This is a genomic window from Eikenella halliae, assembly GCF_001648475.1.
Taxonomy (GTDB): domain Bacteria; phylum Pseudomonadota; class Gammaproteobacteria; order Burkholderiales; family Neisseriaceae; genus Eikenella; species Eikenella halliae.
In genome coordinates this window covers 1-17,542 of sequence record NZ_LXSQ01000014.1, presented here as the reverse complement: position 1 = coordinate 17,542, position 17,542 = coordinate 1, and the positions used below count along the sequence as shown (strand labels likewise).

Annotated in this window: 18 protein-coding genes; 8 read left to right on the top strand and 10 right to left on the bottom strand. The window is 52.5% G+C overall.

Going from position 1 to position 17,542, the window contains the following annotated elements; genetic code table 11:
• Positions 1-135: 135 nt before the first annotated feature.
• From gatB to gatC, 9 genes are all read right to left on the bottom strand, one after another.
• On the bottom strand, positions 136-1,566 hold the full coding sequence (gene gatB, locus A7Q00_RS05320; RefSeq protein WP_064089582.1) for an Asp-tRNA(Asn)/Glu-tRNA(Gln) amidotransferase subunit GatB: 1,431 nt from the start codon (positions 1,564-1,566) through the stop codon (positions 136-138).
• Positions 1,567-1,655: 89 nt separating this feature from the next.
• Positions 1,656-2,108, bottom strand: coding sequence for a hypothetical protein (locus A7Q00_RS05315; protein WP_064089581.1), 453 nt, complete (start codon positions 2,106-2,108; stop codon positions 1,656-1,658).
• A 22-nt stretch (positions 2,109-2,130) separates the two neighbouring features.
• The gene (locus tag A7Q00_RS05310; RefSeq protein ID WP_064089580.1) at positions 2,131-2,751 is read right to left on the bottom strand and encodes a trimeric intracellular cation channel family protein; all 621 of its coding nucleotides are present in this window, start codon (positions 2,749-2,751) and stop codon (positions 2,131-2,133) included.
• An 18-nt stretch (positions 2,752-2,769) separates the two neighbouring features.
• Complete coding sequence (locus A7Q00_RS05305; RefSeq protein ID WP_064089579.1) at positions 2,770-3,600, bottom strand: type II restriction endonuclease; 831 nt, start codon at positions 3,598-3,600, stop codon at positions 2,770-2,772.
• Entirely contained in the window at positions 3,593-4,411 is an 819-nt protein-coding gene (locus A7Q00_RS05300; RefSeq protein WP_064089578.1) for a DNA-methyltransferase, read from the bottom strand. The genes A7Q00_RS05305 and A7Q00_RS05300 overlap by 8 nt, the downstream gene beginning before the upstream one ends.
• The gene (locus A7Q00_RS05295) at positions 4,404-5,216 is read right to left on the bottom strand and encodes a Dam family site-specific DNA-(adenine-N6)-methyltransferase (RefSeq protein WP_064089577.1); all 813 of its coding nucleotides are present in this window, start codon (positions 5,214-5,216) and stop codon (positions 4,404-4,406) included. Before A7Q00_RS05295 ends, A7Q00_RS05300 begins: the two co-directional genes overlap by 8 nt.
• Positions 5,217-5,269: 53 nt before the next feature.
• On the bottom strand, positions 5,270-6,718 hold the full coding sequence (gene gatA / locus A7Q00_RS05290) for an Asp-tRNA(Asn)/Glu-tRNA(Gln) amidotransferase subunit GatA (RefSeq protein ID WP_064089576.1): 1,449 nt from the start codon (positions 6,716-6,718) through the stop codon (positions 5,270-5,272).
• Between the two features lie 97 nt (positions 6,719-6,815).
• Positions 6,816-7,388 carry a pilin gene (locus tag A7Q00_RS05285; RefSeq protein WP_064089575.1) on the bottom strand — a complete coding sequence of 191 codons (573 nt, stop codon included), beginning with the start codon at positions 7,386-7,388 and terminating at the stop codon, positions 6,816-6,818.
• A gap of 279 nt (positions 7,389-7,667) precedes the next feature.
• Entirely contained in the window at positions 7,668-7,958 is a 291-nt protein-coding gene (gatC, locus tag A7Q00_RS05280) for an Asp-tRNA(Asn)/Glu-tRNA(Gln) amidotransferase subunit GatC (RefSeq protein WP_064089574.1), read from the bottom strand.
• A 212-nt stretch (positions 7,959-8,170) separates the two neighbouring features.
• Between gatC and A7Q00_RS05275 the strand changes: the two genes are divergently transcribed.
• The 8 genes from A7Q00_RS05275 (at position 8,171) to A7Q00_RS05240 (ending at position 17,181) form a co-directional block, all read left to right on the top strand.
• Positions 8,171-9,208 (top strand): rod shape-determining protein, encoded by a 1,038-nt coding sequence (locus tag A7Q00_RS05275; RefSeq protein WP_064089573.1) that lies wholly within the window; start codon positions 8,171-8,173, stop codon positions 9,206-9,208.
• Between the two features lie 118 nt (positions 9,209-9,326).
• Entirely contained in the window at positions 9,327-10,214 is an 888-nt protein-coding gene (gene mreC, locus A7Q00_RS05270) for a rod shape-determining protein MreC (RefSeq protein WP_064089572.1), read from the top strand.
• A 5-nt stretch (positions 10,215-10,219) separates the two neighbouring features.
• Positions 10,220-10,723, top strand: a complete 504-nt coding sequence (mreD, locus tag A7Q00_RS05265; RefSeq protein ID WP_064089571.1) for a rod shape-determining protein MreD — start codon at positions 10,220-10,222, stop codon at positions 10,721-10,723.
• On the top strand, positions 10,720-12,768 hold the full coding sequence (mrdA, locus tag A7Q00_RS05260) for a penicillin-binding protein 2 (RefSeq protein ID WP_064089570.1): 2,049 nt from the start codon (positions 10,720-10,722) through the stop codon (positions 12,766-12,768). Before mreD ends, mrdA begins: the two co-directional genes overlap by 4 nt.
• A gap of 1 nt (position 12,769) precedes the next feature.
• A complete protein-coding gene (rodA, locus tag A7Q00_RS05255) occupies positions 12,770-13,882 on the top strand; it encodes a rod shape-determining protein RodA (protein ID WP_064089569.1) in 1,113 nt (370 codons plus the stop codon).
• Positions 13,883-14,160: 278 nt separating this feature from the next.
• A complete protein-coding gene (locus A7Q00_RS05250) occupies positions 14,161-14,691 on the top strand; it encodes a cysteine hydrolase family protein (RefSeq protein WP_064089568.1) in 531 nt (176 codons plus the stop codon).
• A 23-nt stretch (positions 14,692-14,714) separates the two neighbouring features.
• Positions 14,715-15,359 (top strand): MarC family protein, encoded by a 645-nt coding sequence (locus A7Q00_RS05245; protein WP_064089567.1) that lies wholly within the window; start codon positions 14,715-14,717, stop codon positions 15,357-15,359.
• Positions 15,360-15,504: 145 nt separating this feature from the next.
• Complete coding sequence (locus A7Q00_RS05240) at positions 15,505-17,181, top strand: formate--tetrahydrofolate ligase (protein WP_064089566.1); 1,677 nt, start codon at positions 15,505-15,507, stop codon at positions 17,179-17,181.
• Between the two features lie 113 nt (positions 17,182-17,294).
• Here A7Q00_RS05240 and A7Q00_RS13940 read toward each other — a convergent pair.
• Positions 17,295-17,542: hypothetical protein (locus tag A7Q00_RS13940; protein WP_218915557.1), on the bottom strand; the 248-nt coding region annotated here is incomplete at its 5' end.

Below are 17,542 nucleotides of genomic sequence, written 5' to 3'. Positions count from 1 at the left end.
ATTGATACCCGCGCGGTTTCCTGTAGGAAATCGTTGCGCTGTTTACACTTTTCCTAACTATCTAGGACAGCCCTTTTTTTAATCGACAGGCTGCCTGAAATCCGAAAATCTGTTTTCAGGCAGCCTGCACTTTATTTACCCCAACTTCGCTTTAATCAGTTCCTGCACCTGCGCGGGATTCGCCTTGCCTTTGCTGGCCTTCATCACTTGTCCCACAATCGCATTCAGGGCTTTTTCGTTGCCGGATTTAAATTGTTCCACGGCTTTGGCGTTGTTTGCCAGCACTTCGTCCACCATGGCTTCAATCGCGCCGGTATCGGTCATTTGCTGCAAGCCGTGTTTTTCAATGATTTCGGTAATGGAAGCTTCGGGTTCCGCCCACATGGCTTCAAAGGCTTTTTTCGCCAATTTGCTGCTTAAAGTACCGTCGGCGATTTTGCCTACCAACGCGGCGAGGCGCGGGGCGGTAATCGGGTTGTCGGCAAGTTCCATGCCTTCTTTGTTCAGCGTGGCGGCGAGTTCGCCGTTCATCCAGTTGGCAGTCAGCTTGCCTTGTCTGCTGGCTTTGGCGGCTTCTTCAAAATAGGCAGCCTGCACGCGGCTCGCAGTGAGCAGGCGCGCGTCGTAGTCGCTCACGCCATAATCCGCCACGAAACGCGCCGCCATTTCTTTCGGCAGCTCGGGCATTTCTGCTTTGGCTTTTTGCAACAGGTCGTCTGAAATGATGACGGGCAGTAAATCGGGGTCGGGGAAGTAGCGGTAGTCATGCGCGTCTTCTTTCAAACGCATCACGCGGGTTTCGCCTTTTTCAGGGTCGAACAGCATGGTTGCCTGCTGTACTTTGCCGCCGTCTTCCAAAATCTCGATTTGCGCTTCCACTTCGTAATTAATCGCCTGCTCTAAGAAACGGAAGGAATTGAGGTTTTTAATCTCGCGGCGCGTGCCGAATTCCGCTTGGCCTTTCGGGCGCACGGATACGTTGGCATCGACGCGGAACGAGCCTTCCGCCATATTGCCGTCGCAAATGTCCAGCCATGTGACCAAGCTGTGTAAGGCTTTCGCGTAGGCAACGGCTTCGGCGGCGGAACGCATTTCAGGTTCGGATACCACTTCTAACAACGGCGTGCCGGCGCGGTTCAGGTCGATGCCGGTTGCACCGTTCAAGCCTTCATGCACAGATTTGCCTGCGTCTTCTTCCATGTGCGCGCGGGTTACGTTGATGGTTTTCACCGCGTCGCCGACCACGATTTCCAGTTTGCCGTGTTCCACAATCGGTAAATCCAACTGGCTGATTTGATAGCCTTTTGGTAAGTCGGGGTAGAAGTAGTTTTTGCGGTCGAACACGTTTTTCTGATTGATTTTCGCATCCAACGCCAAGCCCAATTTGATGGCTTTTTCAACGACTTCGCGGTTCATTACCGGCAGCACGCCCGGCAGCGCGCATTCCACCACGCTGGCGTGCGCATTGGGTTCTGCACCGAATGCAGTCGATGCACCGCTGAAGATTTTGGATTTGGTGTTGAGTTGGACGTGGATTTCCAGTCCGATTACGGTTTCCCAGGTCATAAGGGGTCTTTCTGTTGAAGAAGGGTTAATCGGTTTGGCTAGAGGCTACCTGAAAAACCGTATTGTAGCTTTCAGACGGCCTTTTGCCGCTATTTTTTGTGCGGCTGTGAGCCGGGCAGCAGCCATTGCGGTATCAGCACGGCGTACACCGTCATGAATACGGCGTATATCAGATGGAACAGCCATCCGTCCCCCTGTATCCAAAGCGCAAAGCTTATGGGGCGGTAATATTCCGGATTAAACAGGCTCGAGGTCAAGATGAAAAACAGCGCAACGGAATACGGCAGGCTGATGAAAAACGCGGCGGCGGCAAAGCGTTTTTGCCAGCGCACGCATCGGGTTCGGCAGCACCATGCGGCAAGCAGCACAATGGGTGGTGTGAATACCAGTATCAACGCCAAGCCCGTGTTGAGCAGGCCTGCCATGCCGTCAAACGAGTCGCGGTCAAACAGTTCGACCAAAAACAAAAATGCAAACAAGGCAATCGGCATGGCGAGTGCGGTCAGCGTGAAGCCGCGCCATATTTTCCGGTGGGGGTACATTTTGATTCTCCTTGTTTTGCCGCTATTTTCTGCGCGGCTGGAAGCCGGGCAGCTGCCAGTGGAAGCGGTAGGCGGCCAGCCGTAGGACGAGGCCGGCGGCAAACAGCAGGTGCAGGGTGAAGGCGTTTATCCAGCCGAGCTGCGCGAGGAAATACATCAGCCCGCCGATAAAGATGGCAACGCTGCCGTAGAGGTCGGCGCGTAATATGATGGGCACGTCGTTCACCAGAATATCGCGGGCGATGCCGCCGCCCACGGCGGTGACGAAGGCGAGCACGATCACGCCGAACAGGTTGAGCTGCAGGCTAATGCCGATTTGCGCACCGGTGATGCTGAAAGCGGCCAGGCCGATGGCGTCGGCAATCAGGAAGGCGGCGGCAAGCTGGGTGCGGCGGTAGCGTTGCACGTGCAGCAGCCAGGCGATAACGAGGGTGGCGAATACCACAATCAGCGCATCGGTGTGCCGGAATACCTGCGGCACATGTCCCACCAGCGCATCGCGCATCATGCCGCCGCCCACGGCGGTGAGCAAGGCGGTGATGACCACGCCGAGCACGTCGAGCCGCTTGCTGTAGCCGACGAGGTAGCCGGATACGGCAAAGGCGGCGGTGCCGATGATTTGGATGAAGTCGGTGGTAGTCATGGTGGAAGCGAAAATTGGTTATTCAAGTATGCCTTCGGTTTTAATTTGACGGATAAAATCTGGTAGCGTTGTTAGATTATATAAGCTGGGAATAATGCTAAAGGCTTCTTCCAACTTGTTTTTTGCTGTGTGCCAAATCTTACCATCGGTAATCCAAACAAATTCAAAGGCGGGATATTGGTTGATTTTAGGTGCGATATCCGAATAAGAACGGGCAGTTTCATTCAACTTTGACCCGCTGCTATTGTAAAAGTTAGTTTCTATTAGATAAGTTTTAACTGCAGTTTTAATCACAAAATCAAAACGTTTTACATCTACTCCCAAACTGATGATGTCTAGGAATTCTGTACTCCGAACTTCGGTTCGATAGGTTACGCCGGCAGCATCAAACATCCGTGCGACTGTGGCAGCCATGTTTTTGCCGGTACGATTTTTCCGTGAATGGCTGTCCATACCGATTTCAACACCGAAAACATAATCAACCAAGTTAGTGATTTCTTTATTTTGAAAGATTTCAGCTAATCCTGTTTCTGTAATATAGGCAAAGACCTTTTCGGGAGAGGTAAAATAACTGTCCAACAAAACAGTTTCACCATCGGAAGTTAAAACTTTTTTATTGTCGCGCACGGCAGTCAATATACTTAATATATCAAAAACTGCCGAATTCTCGTTAAACAGATCATAAACAGCCTGCCGCAGATCTTCTTTACCAATTAGATAGTTTAATTGGTGTAGCTTGATGGATATCTTGCCTACATTTTTTCTGGCCTTGGCAAAATCAGCAATAATATCCAAAGTCATATTGGTTTCTATCAATTGTGAAAAAAACGTTTCAAAATTTTTAGACATAACCTTTTTGCAACCTTTTTTTAGCCAATTCAAAATATTCCGTTTCTATCTCGCAGCCGCAGAAATATCGGCCATGTTTTAAGGCTGCCACACCGGTTGTACCACTACCCATAAAGGGATCGAAAATCAAGTCTCCGACATTGGACGCCGCCAGAATGCAGCGTTCCAATAGGGCAAGTGGTTTTTGCGTCGGGTGTTTGCCAAATGCTTTTTCTGCTTTGTTCGGCGGGGTAAACTGCCACACACATTTCATTTGCTTGCCATTGTTTTGGGCTTTCATAAAATCGTAATGAAATATGTGCTTGGCAGTTTTGCTTTTCTTTGCCCACAACAAGGTTTCGGTGGAGTGGGTAAAAAATCTGCAGGATAAATTCGGCGGCGGGTTGGGTTTCTCCCAAGTGATGTTGTTCAATGTATGGAAGCCTATGGTTTGCATCAGGTAGCCGATTAGGTAAATATTATGGTAGGTGCCACATACCCAAATTGTACCGTTCGGCTTGAGCAGCGCATAACACAAACGCAACCATTCTTCGTAAAACTCCATATCGGCAGCCATGCCGTTTGATTTATCCCAGTTACCTTTGTTTACGGAAACCATTTGCCCGTTTTGGCAGGTAAAGCCGCCATTGGAAAGAAAATAAGGAGGGTCGGCAAAAATCATATCGAAGCAGCCGTTGGGATGTTTGTCCAATATTTTCCGCATCAGCAGTAGAGCGTTTGCGTGGTAAACCACCATATTTTCCGTACAGTATTTTTGTAGGCTGCTTTGATAGTCTGCAGTGGCTTCTTTCAATAAATCTGAGTTAGGCATAAATCGCTAATAGTTCTCCCACTTTCTGCCTACTGCTACTTTTTGCCGCGATATTGCGCTGCACTGAGATAGTTTCCAAGCGGGCATCTTTATAGATTTCACGGGTAAATTCGGTATCGTGGTTGGAAATCAACACACCTTGCACGGTATCTGCCGTCTGCTTTGCCGTGTGCGCTAAGCGTTTTTGATCTTCCCAATTAAAACTGTTTTGCGCGTAGGCTGTGAATGAAGCAGTATCGCTTAACGGCACATAAGGCGGATCGCAATAAACCATATCGTGCGTTTCCGCCTGCATTAAGGCTACCTGAAAATCGCCACACACCAATTCTATCCTCTCGGATTTTGCGATAAATCTCTGCATTTCCTTTTCGGGGAAGTAAGGGGATTTATAGCGGCCGAATGGTACGTTGAATTCGCCTTTACTGTTGTAGCGGCACAAGCCGTTGAAGGCATGGCGGTTTAAGTAGACAAACAATGCCGATCGTTCGTGCCTGTCCGTGCTACGGTTGAATTGGGCACGCAGTTCGTAGAAGCGGTCTTCAAGATTATTTTCGGGAAGGAAAAAGGAGCGGGCATAATCGATAAACTGCTGCTTTTCCTGCTTTAATGTTTGAAACAGTCCGATGAGGTCGTGATTGCTGTCATTGAGCAGGTAGCTGTCAAACTCTAAAGCAAGCGACAAGGCGGCTGAACCTGCAAACGGTTCAATCAGGCGTTTGCGCGGACGTTTGGGCAGGCTATTTTCGATAAAAGGGACGAGCTTGGATTTGCCGCCAGCCCATTTTAGAAAGGATTTGGTTTGCATAATTATATTCTCTATTTTTCAGGTAGCCTCAAAGCAAAGGCTGCCTGAAAACTTCACTCCGGCGCTTTCGTATGCCAATCACTTGCCAACTGTACTTGATGCGCTGCGCCAAGGATTTTGGCTTCGGAGAAGTGGTTGCCGATAAATTGCACGCCGATGGGCAGTCCGCTGCTGCTGAAACCTGCGGGCAAGGTCAGGGCGGGCAAACCGGCCAGATTCACGGCGATGGTGTAGATGTCGGAAAGGTACATCTGTACGGGATCGTGGATGTCGCTACCGAGTTTCGGGGCGGCAGTGGGCGCAGTCGGGGCGAGGATGAAATCACATTGTGCGAAGGCCGTCTGAAAATCGTTGGCAACAAGGCGGCGCAGTTTTTGGGCTTTCAGGTAATAGGCGTCGTAGTAGCCGTGCGACAACACATAGGTGCCAATCATGATGCGGCGTTTGACTTCGCTGCCGAAGCCTTCTACGCGGGTGTTGCTGTACATTTCTTCAAGGTCGCCGAATTGGGCGGCGCGGTGGCCGTAGCGCACGCCGTCGTACCGTGAAAGATTGGTGCTGGCTTCGGCAGAAGCGAGGACATAGTAAGCGGGGATGGATAGGGCGGTTTGCGGCAGGGAAACTTCAATGGTTTCCGCGCCTTGTGCTTTTAAAAGGTCGATGACGTTTTGCAAGGCAGCCTGCACATCGGCATCCGCGCCTTCGCCGAAATATTCTTTAGGTAGGCCGATTTTCATGCTTTTGAGCGGTTTGTTCAAATCGCGGGTGTAGTCTTCTTTGCTGCGTTCCAAGCTGGTGGAATCACGCTCGTCGAAGCTTGCCATCGCATTGAGCAAAATCGCGCAGTCTTCGGCGGTTTGCGCCATCGGGCCGGCTTGGTCGAAACTGGAAGCGTAGGCAACCATGCCGAAGCGGGAAACCGTGCCGTAGGTGGGTTTGATGCCGGTGATGCCGCAGTGTGAAGCAGGCTGGCGGATGGATCCGCCGGTGTCTGAACCGAGCGCGGCAGGGGCAAGGCGTGCGGCAACGACTGCTGCGGAACCGCCGGACGAACCGCCGGGAACGTGTTCGGGATTCCACGGGTTTTTAGTCGCGCCGTAGAACGAGGTTTCGTTGGTCGAGCCCATGGCAAACTCGTCCATATTGGTACGACCGAGCGTTACCATACCTTCATTAAGCAGGTTTTGTACGACGGTAGCCGTGTAGGGGGAGACAAAGTTGTCCAACATTTTGGAGCTGCACGCGCTGCGCCAGCCTGTTTGGCAGAAAATGTCTTTGTAGGCGATGGGTACGCCGGTAAGCGCGGTGGCGTTGCCTTGAGCGATACGAGCATCGGAGGCACGGGCTTCGGCGAGGGTTTTGTCTTGGTCGAGAGTAATGTAGCCGTTGATTGCCGGGTTCTGCGCAGCAATGGCGGCGAGGTATTCGGTGGCCAGTTCGACGGCGGAGATTTGTTTGGATTGGAGCAGTTGACTGGCTTGTTTGAGGGTGTATCGGGTCATTTTCGGGTCTTTCGGTTGGAATTGAAAAATAGATAGATTTTATTGGGTTAGTTGGGTGCAGGCTGTTTTTTAGGCTACCTGAAAGTAAAATTTATGCTCAGCGTTGATATCGGCATTCGGGCAGGGCTTCGGCAATGAAATCGATATCGGGGCTGGTGCAGCTCCAGCCGATAATCATCAGGGCTTCCATATTGGTTTGCGGCGTGAGGATAATGGTGCCGCGCAGTTTTTCCGGATTGAAGCGCAAGACCAATATGCCGCCCTGCCGCATTTCGATGGCAGACAGGTTAACGCTGGTTACGCCGCCTGCCCAGCCGATTTCATTCAAGCTATTGGGCATTCGGCCATGGTCGGCGAGAAATAGGGCAATATCGGTACGCAGCCCGCTGGCAGACGATACGCCGTCGAACAGAATCTTGTTGCGCACCGCATTTTTGACAGCCTGCTCGTTGGCCTGCTTGATTTCATCATGGATGATTTCTGATGCGGCAACGGCAATTTCGCGGCGGCTGCGTTCGGCTTGCCGTTGCTCGATATCGGAAGCCGCTTGGGCCACGGCCTGTTGCGTTTCCCTGCTGATGGCAGGGCGGCTGAAACCGAAATGATAGGCGGCCAGCAGCGCGGCAGTGCTGACAACGGTAAGAATGACGGTGTTGGTGTTGGCGGACATATCTTTTTGATGAAAATGGTTAAGCTAAATTATGGGATACGGTTTTCAGGTAGCCTTTGCCGCTTTGAGGCTACCTGAAAATCTTGCGGGCAGATTTATTTGGCTGTGCTAACGTGGCCGCACACGGCTTGCAGCAATTTTATGAAGCATTACTCAGATTACCTGTGGAGTTGAGTTTGCAGGAGGGTATGCTTATTATGGATGGGTATTTGCCGTTGCCGCGCGGGATATTCGGTTTATGTTTTCAGGTAGCCTTCAGGGATTGAGGCTACCTGAAAATTATTCCTCAATCACCTGCGGCACGATATACAAACGGTCGCGCACTTCGGGGGCGCAGGCCTGATATTCGGCGGCGTGGTCGGTTTCCGTTACTTGGTCGGCACGCAGGCGCAGGGCGAGTTCGTGCGGGTGGGTCATCGGTTCGATGCCGTCGGTATTCACGCTCTGCATTTGCGCTACCATGGCGAAAATGCCGTTGAGTTCGTCTAGAGTGGCAGCTTTTTCGGCTTCGGTCAGGCTCAAACGTGAGAGGCGGGCGATTTTTTCAACGTCGGAAAGTGTAAGCGACATAAAAATTCCTTAAATTATGTTTAGCAAACAGCCCAATCTCAGGTATGATTACGCGTTTCTTTTGAGGCTGGCTTGCAAAGTTCGGATTATAGCCTAAAAGCCTGTCTCTCGGCACAGCATAAGAATAAGGCTGTGCGAAGTAGTGCCAATCTCTCCACAGGCTTGGTTTCTTTACAGTATTCATCAGTATTCAAACGCTAGGATTTAAAGCAATGTTCCGCTTTCTCACCCGATATTTCTCTAATGATCTGGCCATCGATTTAGGTACGGCCAACACCCTGATTTACATCAAAGGCCGCGGTATCGTTTTGGACGAACCTTCGGTGGTGGCGCTGCCCAACGACATGAGCAACAATAAAAACGCCACAGTGGCGGTGGGCGCGGAAGCCAAGCGCATGCTGGGGCGTACACCCGGCAGTATCCAGACGGTGCGCCCGATGAAGGACGGGGTGATTGCCAATTTCAATGTTACCGAGAAAATGCTCAAGCATTTCATCCGCAAGGTAAACAACAGCCGCTTCGCCGCCACGCCGCGTATTGTTATCTGCGTCCCCTGCGGCTCTACTCAGGTGGAACGCAAGGCGATTCACGATTCGGCACAGGCTGCCGGTGCGGCTTCGGTAAACTTGATTGAAGAGCCGATGGCAGCAGCCATCGGTGCGGGTTTGCCGATTGAAGAGCCGACCGGCTCCATGGTGGTGGACATCGGCGGTGGTACCACCGAGGTGGGCATTATTTCTTTGTCGGGCGTAGTGTATTCCCACTCCGTGCGGGTAGCGGGCGACGCGTTTGACGAAGCCATCATCAATTATGTGCGCCGCAACTACGGCATGCTGATTGGCGAGGCCACCGCTGAGGAAATCAAAAAGGCCATCGGCACGGCTTTCCCGGGCAATGCGGTTCGGGAAATCGAGGCCAAAGGCCGCAATTTGGCCGAAGGTGTGCCGCGTGCGTTTACCATCAGTTCCAACGAGGTTTTGGAGGCGCTGACCGAGCCGTTGAATCAGATTGTGCAGGCGGTGAAAACCGCATTGGAGGAAACCCCGCCGGAATTGGGTGCGGATATTGCCGACCGCGGCTTGGTGCTGACCGGCGGCGGCGCGCTGCTCAATGGCCTGGATCGCTTGCTTTCCGAGGAAACCGGCCTGCCGGTGAGCATTGCCGAAGACCCGCTTACCTGCGTGGTGCGCGGCTCGGGCAAGGCGCTGGATTTAATCGGCAAGATGAACTCGGTGTTCACTACCGTATAATTTCTCTTTTCCGGCATTCCGCATGGCCAGCCATTTGCGGGATGCCGGTTTCTATGCCGCCGGAGATGCCCGCAAGGTATGGCGCTTTCAGTTTTTCAGGTAGCCTGTTATTCCCTTTATGTCGCAAGAAATTAATTTTGTCAGCCCGATTATCACGCCAGCCGGTAAGCTGGTGCTGTTGGGCATGCTGTCGATAGCGTTGATGGTGCTGGACAACCGTTATGCGGCATTGCAGCAAGGCAAGTCTTATGTTTCCGCCGGGCTCTACCCCTTGCAATGGGCGGCGCGCCAGCCTGCCCAATGGGTGAGCGGCGGCACGGCGTTTCTGCGCGACAAGCAGGATTTGCTCGCCGAAAACAGCCGATTGAAAGAGGAAAATGCCCGTTTGAATATGCAGTTGCAGCTGCAAACTCCGGCAGCTCGCGAATTAGCTGCATTGAAAACGTTAAACCGCCTGCAGCCGCTGCTCGCACCTAAGGCTGTGCTGGCGGAGGTGGTGTCTAACGGCCGTATTCCGCAGACCAACCGCCTATTGGTTACCAAAGGCAGCAGCAGCGGTATCCACATCGGCGACCCGGTGAGCGACGAAAAAGGCCTCATCGGTCAGATAACCGCCGTACAGCCGGCCACGGCGGAGGTTACGTTGATTAACAACCGCCAGTCGGTGATTCCGGCGATGGTGGCTGAAAGCGGTGTGCGTACGTTGGTGTACGGGCGTGGCGAAACGCTGGATTTGCGTTATTTTCCGGTGTCGGCGGAATTGAAAGAGGGCGATTTGCTGGTTACTTCCGGCATCGACAGCATCTATCCGGCCGGTATCCCGATTGCCAAGGTGGTGAGTGCCGACCGCAATTCCGGCACGCCGTATTACCGCACCGTGCTGACGCCGGCAGCCAATTTGAGCAGTAGCAATTATGTGCTGGTGATTCCGCAAAAACCGCAGGCAGCAGTAAGGCTACCTGAAACCGCTTCCGAACCGGCTGCCGAACAAGAGACGCAGGAATAAGCAGTATGTCTCCGATTTCCCCGCTCCAAGAATCCACGCCCAAACGCTGGGTGGCATTCAGCTTTTTGCTGGTGTTGCTCTTCGATTTCATTCCGATTTCCCCGCCTTGGGTGTACCCCCTGCCTGATTTCACGCTGATTATGCTGGCTTATTGGCTGTTGCACCGGCCACAGCTTATTGGTATCGGCGTGGCGTTCTGCCTCGGCCTGTTGGTGGATATCGGCACTAATTCGCTATTGGGCCAGCACGGCTTGGCTTATACCGTGGCTGCATTTCTGATTGAACGCAACCGGCGGCAGGTTGCGCTCAATTCCTTTGGCTGGCAGGCTGTTGCCGTGGCCGGCGCGGTGTTGGTAAGCCAGTTGGTGATTTTCTTGGTCAGCCTGTTTCAACAGCAGCCGTTTTCTTTGTGGCGGCTGTGGCTGCCTCCAGTCGTTACCGGCCTGCTGTGGCCGCAGTTGAACAATATGATGCTCGCCATCGCTCACTACCGTCGTTCCCGCAAATGAAGCCGAGTCATCATTACAGGCCTATTAAAGCGCCGCACCGTAGCCGACAGAAGGATTACCTGCTGAGGCTGGTGGTGGCGTTTGTCATGATTTTGGTGTTTTTCAGTGTGCTGGTGTGGCAGTTTGTGCGGCTTCAGGTAGCCCGGCACGAGGAATTTGTGGATAAAGCCGCCGCCAACCGCATCTCTCTTATCCCCACCCCGCCGATTCGCGGCGAAATCACTGATGTGAACGGCGTGGTGCTGGCGCACAATTATCCGGCCTATTCGCTGGAAGTCATTCCCAACGAGATGGAAATGAAAGTGGAGGATTTGATACCGGCCTTGAGCCCGTATGTGGAAATCAGCGAGGCCGATGTGAAGCGTTTCCAGCGCTTCCGTGCCGAATCCCGTTCCTACGAACGCATTCCGTTGAAATTGAAACTGAGCACCGAAGAAGCGGCAAGGCTGGCGGCGGTGTTGTTCCGCTTCAAAGGCGTGGAAGTGAACGCCCGTACCTTCCGCGAATACCCCTACGGCGGGCTCACCACCCATATTGTCGGTTATATCGGCCGCATCAGCGACAAAGACCGCGACCAGCTGGAAAGCGAAGACCGCTACGAACTCTATCGCGGCACCACCCATATCGGCAAAATGGGCCTGGAAAACTTCTACGAACAGCAGCTGCACGGTATGCCCGGCTATCAGGAAGTGGAAAAAGACGCGCAGGGCAATATTGTGCGCACCCTGAAAACCGCCACGGCCGTGAGCGGGCAAACCCTTCGCCTGTCGCTGGATATCCGCATGCAGCAGAAAGCCAGCGAATTGTTGGGCAACCGGCGCGGCGCGGTGGTGGCCATCGATCCGCAAACCGGCGGCGTACTGGCGCTGGTGTCGAAGCCGACTTACGATGCCAACCTGTTTATCGACGGCATCGACAGCGATACCTGGAAAAGCCTGAATAACGATTGGCAAAAACCGCTCATCAACCGCGTTACCCAAGGGCTGTATCCGCCCGGTTCTACTTTCAAGCCGTTTATGGGCATGGCCGCGCTGCAAAGCGGGCAGATTACGCCCAATACCGTGCTGCCTGCGCCCGGCGCATGGAGTATTCCCGGCAGCCGCCACCAGTTCCGTGATTCGGTGCGCAGCGGGCACGGTTCGGCCAATTTGGGTAAGGCCATCCAAGTATCATCCGACACCTTTTTCTACCGCTTGGGCTACGAAATGGGCATAGAAAAGGCTTATCCCTATCTGGCGCACTTTGGTTTCGGTCAGCCGACAGGCATCGACTTGCCCAACGAATACAAAGGCATCCTGCCCAGTCCGGAATGGAAGGCGCGGCGCTTTGCCCATGCCAAAAACGAAACCGCCCGCCAGTGGAAGCCTGCTGATATGGTAACCATCAGCATCGGCCAGGGCTTTAACGCCTACACGCCGCTGCAGATGGCACACGCCACCGCCACGCTGGCCAATAACGGCGTGATGTACCGGCCGCACTTGGTGCGCGAACTCATCGACCACCAAAAGCAAACCCGTATTTTGGTGGGTACCCAGCCCAGCGCCACCCTGCCGTTCAAGCCGGAGTATTTCGCTTTTGTGAAGCAGAGTATGGAGCGCGTGTTGCGCCCGGGCGGCACGGCCTGGCGCGTGGGTGTGGGGTTGAAATACAGCATGGGCGGCAAAACAGGTACGGCGCAGGTGGTGCAGATTCGGCAGGGTGCATCGTATAACGCGGCCGCGCTGGCCGAACGCCACCGCGACCATGCCTGGTTTATTGCTTTTGCGCCGGCAGATAATCCGAAAATAGCCATCGCCGTGCTGTTGGAAAACGGCGGCTGGGGCGCGAATGCCGCGCCGATTGCCCGCCAGTTGGCCGATTTTTATCTGCTGCAACTGCAGGGTGAAAACGGCAAAAACCTGCCGTTGCCCAAGCCCTCTGTGCCGGGAGATGGCGCGATGAGTCAGGCTGAGTATCCGCTGATTCACGCTCAAGCGGCGCGTACCTTGTCTGTCTATCGGGCGGTTTCAGGTAGCCAGCCGGCTGCCGCATCTGAGGTTCGATAATATGCAACACCCGTCTGAACACGCTATCCGCCGCTACTGGCGGAAAATCTGGGATCCGATGGATATGTGGCTGTTCTACAGCATGCTGGCTATCTATGTGATGAGCCTGTTTTTGCTGTATTCGGCCGACGGTCAGAGCATCGGCCAGCTGGAAAATAAAACTCTGCACACGATAGTAGGCTTTGTGCTGCTGTGGTGTATTGCCCGTACACGGCCGCAGGTGCTGAGTAACTTCGCCATTGTGCTGTATGGAGTGAGTCTGCTGATGCTGGTGGGGGTGCACTTTTTCGGCGTGATTGTGAACGGCTCGCAGCGCTGGCTGAATTTGGGCATCATCCGTTTGCAGCCCTCTGAATTGATGAAAATCGCGCTGCCGATGACGGTGGCGTGGTATCTGCAGAAACACGAAACGGAGCTGGGCTGGCAGCATTACTTGGCTGCATTGGTGCTGATAGCTGTGCCGGGCTTCCTGATTTTGAAGCAGCCTGATTTGGGTACAGCCGTGCTGATTATGGCATCTGGTCTGTTTGTGATATTTTTTGCCGGGTTGCCGTGGCGGGTAATTGCGGTGGCCATGGTCGGCTTTTTTGCTTCACTGCCGCTGCTGTGGCAATACGGTATGCACGACTACCAGCGTACCCGTGTGCTGACCCTGCTCGATCCGACTAAAGACCCGCTCGGCGCGGGCTACCATATCTTGCAGTCAATGACTGCTATTGGCTCCGGCGGCGTGTGGGGCAAGGGCTGGCTCAACGGTACGCAGACGCATCTCGACTACATTCCCGAATCCACCACTGATTTCATCTTTGCCGTGTATGGCGAAGAATTCGGCCTCATCGGCAATATCCTGCTGCTGACGGTGTACACCATCATGCTGGGGCGCGGCCTCTATATTGCCGCCAAAGCCCCCACGCTCTACAGCCGAACCCTGGCTGGCGCACTGACCATGACGCTGTTTTGCTATGTGTTTGTGAATATGGGCATGGTGAGCGGCATTCTGCCGGTAGTGGGTGTGCCGTTGCCGCTGGTGAGCTACGGCGGCACGGCCACGCTTTCTATCATGATCATTGTGGCCATGCTGATGGGCATCAGTAACCAGCAGAGTAAGATGTAGGGCGGTGGAGGCTACCTGAAAAAGGCTACCTGAAATTTCAGGTAGCCTTTGTTATGGATGGGGTGGTTGCCGAGAAGGATGGCGATATGTGTGTTGAATTTGCAATATATTTGACCTGATACGGCATCTGGTCGTAGCAAAGCTTGTGCCGCCCGTATAGAATGGCGGCAGTTCTCCGGCCGAATGCCGGGGTTATTCTTTTGGGCTGTTTGGGAACGAGTATTTCGGCTTCATGGAAACAAGCGTTTTCAGGTAGCCTTAGCCACGGAAAGGGCATAATGAAGAAAACGGTTTTATTGGTTATTGATACCCAGCAGGCATTGCTGGATATGGGTGCTTATCGCGGGGCAGAAATGTTGGATGCTATCGGTCGAATGTTGCTTGCTGCCCGCACGCACGGGCGCGAAGTCATCTATGTTCGGCACAATGAGGCGGATTCGCCCTTTGCACCGAACTCGCCCGGTTGGCAGATTGCTGCCGCCGTTGCACCGCAGGCCGGTGAGAAAGTAGTGGATAAATGGTATAACAGCGCTTTTCGCGGTACGGATTTGCTGGATTACCTGCGTGGCAACGGAGTTGAGCGCTTAGTGGTGGTTGGCATGATGACTGAATATTGCGTGGAAGCTACGGTACGGGCTGCCAGCGATTTGGGCTTTGAAGTGATTTTGCCGGAAGGGGCCAACAGCACGCTGGATAATGGCCGCTGGTCGGCTAAAGAGCTGTATGAACACCATAATTTCGATATTATGCGCGGTCGTTTCGCCGCCATGCCGAGCGTAGATGAAACTGTGGCGCTGTTGTCTGACTGATTTGATGTTTAACGAGAGAAAAGATGATTACTCATATCTTATATTTGTTTACCGGTTTAATTGTATTGAATAACCCATTAATTGCACTGGGATATTTTGTAGATAAGACAGCGGACTTTACGCCGAAGGAGCAGCGCAAAACTGCACGCCTGGTGTCAGTTAGTGCATTTATTTGTATGGTGGTGGCTGGAGTGATTGGTACCCCGTTGTTGAAAATCTTGGGTATCAGTATTCCGGCCTTCCAAATTGCGGGTGGTATTTTGGTGTTTGTTATTGCTATGAATCTAATGGGCGGTGATGATGACCCGGTAAAGCCAAAATTAAATCAGGAAAATTCGAGCCTGCCGCCGGAAAAACAGTTCACTTTTGCCGTGGTGCCGATGGCTACACCGATTATCGTCGGCCCGGGTGGGTTTTCCATTGTGATTATTTACAGCAGTCGCGTGGAAAATTGGCAGGGCGCATTGGAATTGTTGATTGCCGGCTTTATGGTGGGGGTTGCCTGCTATTTGCTGTTGTTTGGTTCTGTTCGGTTGAGCAAGTGGCTTGGTAATGCCGGTATTAAGATCATCAACCGTGTATCCGGCTTGCTGCTGGCTGCTATCGCTGTGGAGATCGTTTTGGCCGGTTTGCGTGGTTTGTTCCCGGCCTTGAAAATGATGAGTTAAGCTTGATGATGGCAATAAGGCAAATTTAGCCATATTACGATAAGTGGTGTCTGATGATGGGTGTTCGCTTCCTATCAGCTGATTTAGGGTACAATTCCGAGCGCTGTACTCTTCATTTTCTGACTCTTTAAGTTTGGAGACTGTTATGCCTCAATTGTCCGACGTACAAATTGCTCAAGCCGCTTCCATCAGGCACATCGATGAAATCGCCGCCAAGCTCGGCTTGAAGCCGGAACAACTGGAGCATTACGGCAAATATAAAGCCAAGATCAATCCGGATGATGCATTCAGGCTACCTGAAAAACGGGGCAAGCTTATTTTGGTAACCGCTATCAGCCCTACGCCGGCCGGGGAAGGGAAAACGACAGTCACCATTGGTTTGGCCGATGCGCTCAACCGGATCGGTAAAAATGCCGTTATTGCCTTGCGTGAGCCCTCACTCGGCCCGGTGTTCGGCATCAAGGGCGGGGCAGCCGGTGGCGGCTATGCTCAAGTGCTGCCAATGGAAGACATCAACCTACACTTTACTGGCGATTTCCATGCTATTGGTGCAGCAAACAATCTTTTGGCTGCCCTTATCGACAATCATATCCACCATGGTAATGCGCTCAATATCGATCCAAAACGGATTCTGTGGCGGCGTGCAGTGGATATGAATGACCGTCATTTGCGTAATATTATCGGCGGGTTAGGTAAAACTGCCGATGGTGTGATGCGCGATGATGGTTTTGATATAACTGTTGCTTCCGAAGTGATGGCTGTATTCTGTTTAGCCAAGGATATTACCGACCTCAAGCAGAGGCTGGGTAATATGTTGGTGGCGTATACAAAAGATGGTGGCCCGGTGTATGCACGCGATTTGAAAGCACAGGGCGCAATGGCGGCGTTATTAAAAGATGCCATTAAACCTAATCTTGTTCAAACCATTGAAGGTACACCTGCTTTTGTGCATGGCGGTCCGTTCGCCAATATTGCCCACGGTTGCAATTCAGTTGTCGCCACGCGTTTGGCTTGTCATCTGGCCGATTATGCTGTTACCGAAGCCGGGTTTGGTGCGGATTTGGGCGCAGAGAAATTCTGCGATATCAAGTGCCGGTTGTCTGGTTTGCGGCCGGATGCTGCGGTGGTGGTGGCTACTATACGGGCATTGAAATATAACGGCGGTTTGCCCAAGGAGGAGTTAGCTGGTGAAAATCTGGTTGCATTGGAAAAAGGTTTGCCCAACTTGTTGCGGCATATCGATAATCTGAAAAATGTATTTGGCTTGCCGGTGGTGGTTGCGCTCAACCGCTTCAGTGCCGATACGCAGGATGAATTAGATTTGGTGGCTGATGCCTGCCGTAAACGCGGTGCGGAAATCTCGTTTACTGAAGTGTGGAGTAAGGGTGGAGCCGGAGGTGAGGATTTGGCGCATAAAGTGGTTGCCGCTGCCGAACAATCATCTGCACAATTTAGTTTCTGTTATGACGTGGAGAAAAGCATTCCGGAAAAAATTCTTACCATTGCGCAACGGATTTATGGTGCGGAAAATGTGGATTTTAGTTCGGAGGCTTTGGTTGATATTGCCAACTTGGAAAAATTGGGCTGGGATGAGTTGCCGGTTTGCATGGCAAAAACACAATATTCATTCAGTGATAACGCTAAACTGTTGGGTGCACCACAAGGCTTTCGTATCACTGTGCGCGGGCTAACCTTATCTGCTGGGGCGGGGTTCGTGGTGGTGTTGTGTGGCAATATGATGAAAATGCCAGGTTTGCCTAAAGTGCCGGCTGCAGAGCGGATTGACGTGGATGAAGATGGTGTGATTAGCGGATTGTTCTGAATGGTTTTAGTGTGAAAGAGGTTGTAGCCGGGTAGTTGCCCGGCTATTTTTTGTACTGACTACTTTTTCAGGTAGCCTATGGTTGGTTGCGTTTGTGCTGGATAAATTTCATTTCAGCTTAGATGTTTAGTATTTTTGAGTGGTATTTTTGTTTTTAGGCATTTGACAAAGTCATTTTGGTGGCGTATAGTTCTCGTCTTCGCTGTTTCGCATGGCGCAATTTGTTTGTCGCCGGTTCGGTTCAGCAGCTCTTTAACAATCAGATTACCGATAAGTGTGGGTGTTTTACACCTGCACTGTTGAGAAGAAGACAAGACGATGTTTGACATTGTTCTGTCGGTTTCTTTGAAGCAGACCAGAA

Coding starts and splice junctions, on each gene's coding strand:
- gatB (WP_064089582.1), bottom strand. CDS start 1,566: ATGACCTGGGAAACCGTAATCGGACTGGAAATCCACGTCCAACTCAAC.
- A7Q00_RS05315 (WP_064089581.1), bottom strand. CDS start 2,108: ATGTACCCCCACCGGAAAATATGGCGCGGCTTCACGCTGACCGCACTC.
- A7Q00_RS05310 (WP_064089580.1), bottom strand. CDS start 2,751: ATGACTACCACCGACTTCATCCAAATCATCGGCACCGCCGCCTTTGCC.
- A7Q00_RS05305 (WP_064089579.1), bottom strand. CDS start 3,600: ATGTCTAAAAATTTTGAAACGTTTTTTTCACAATTGATAGAAACCAAT.
- A7Q00_RS05300 (WP_064089578.1), bottom strand. CDS start 4,411: ATGCCTAACTCAGATTTATTGAAAGAAGCCACTGCAGACTATCAAAGC.
- A7Q00_RS05295 (WP_064089577.1), bottom strand. CDS start 5,216: ATGCAAACCAAATCCTTTCTAAAATGGGCTGGCGGCAAATCCAAGCTC.
- gatA (WP_064089576.1), bottom strand. CDS start 6,718: ATGACCCGATACACCCTCAAACAAGCCAGTCAACTGCTCCAATCCAAA.
- A7Q00_RS05285 (WP_064089575.1), bottom strand. CDS start 7,388: ATGTCCGCCAACACCAACACCGTCATTCTTACCGTTGTCAGCACTGCC.
- gatC (WP_064089574.1), bottom strand. CDS start 7,958: ATGTCGCTTACACTTTCCGACGTTGAAAAAATCGCCCGCCTCTCACGT.
- A7Q00_RS05275 (WP_064089573.1), top strand. CDS start 8,171: ATGTTCCGCTTTCTCACCCGATATTTCTCTAATGATCTGGCCATCGAT.
- mreC (WP_064089572.1), top strand. CDS start 9,327: ATGTCGCAAGAAATTAATTTTGTCAGCCCGATTATCACGCCAGCCGGT.
- mreD (WP_064089571.1), top strand. CDS start 10,220: ATGTCTCCGATTTCCCCGCTCCAAGAATCCACGCCCAAACGCTGGGTG.
- mrdA (WP_064089570.1), top strand. CDS start 10,720: ATGAAGCCGAGTCATCATTACAGGCCTATTAAAGCGCCGCACCGTAGC.
- rodA (WP_064089569.1), top strand. CDS start 12,770: ATGCAACACCCGTCTGAACACGCTATCCGCCGCTACTGGCGGAAAATC.
- A7Q00_RS05250 (WP_064089568.1), top strand. CDS start 14,161: ATGAAGAAAACGGTTTTATTGGTTATTGATACCCAGCAGGCATTGCTG.
- A7Q00_RS05245 (WP_064089567.1), top strand. CDS start 14,715: ATGATTACTCATATCTTATATTTGTTTACCGGTTTAATTGTATTGAAT.
- A7Q00_RS05240 (WP_064089566.1), top strand. CDS start 15,505: ATGCCTCAATTGTCCGACGTACAAATTGCTCAAGCCGCTTCCATCAGG.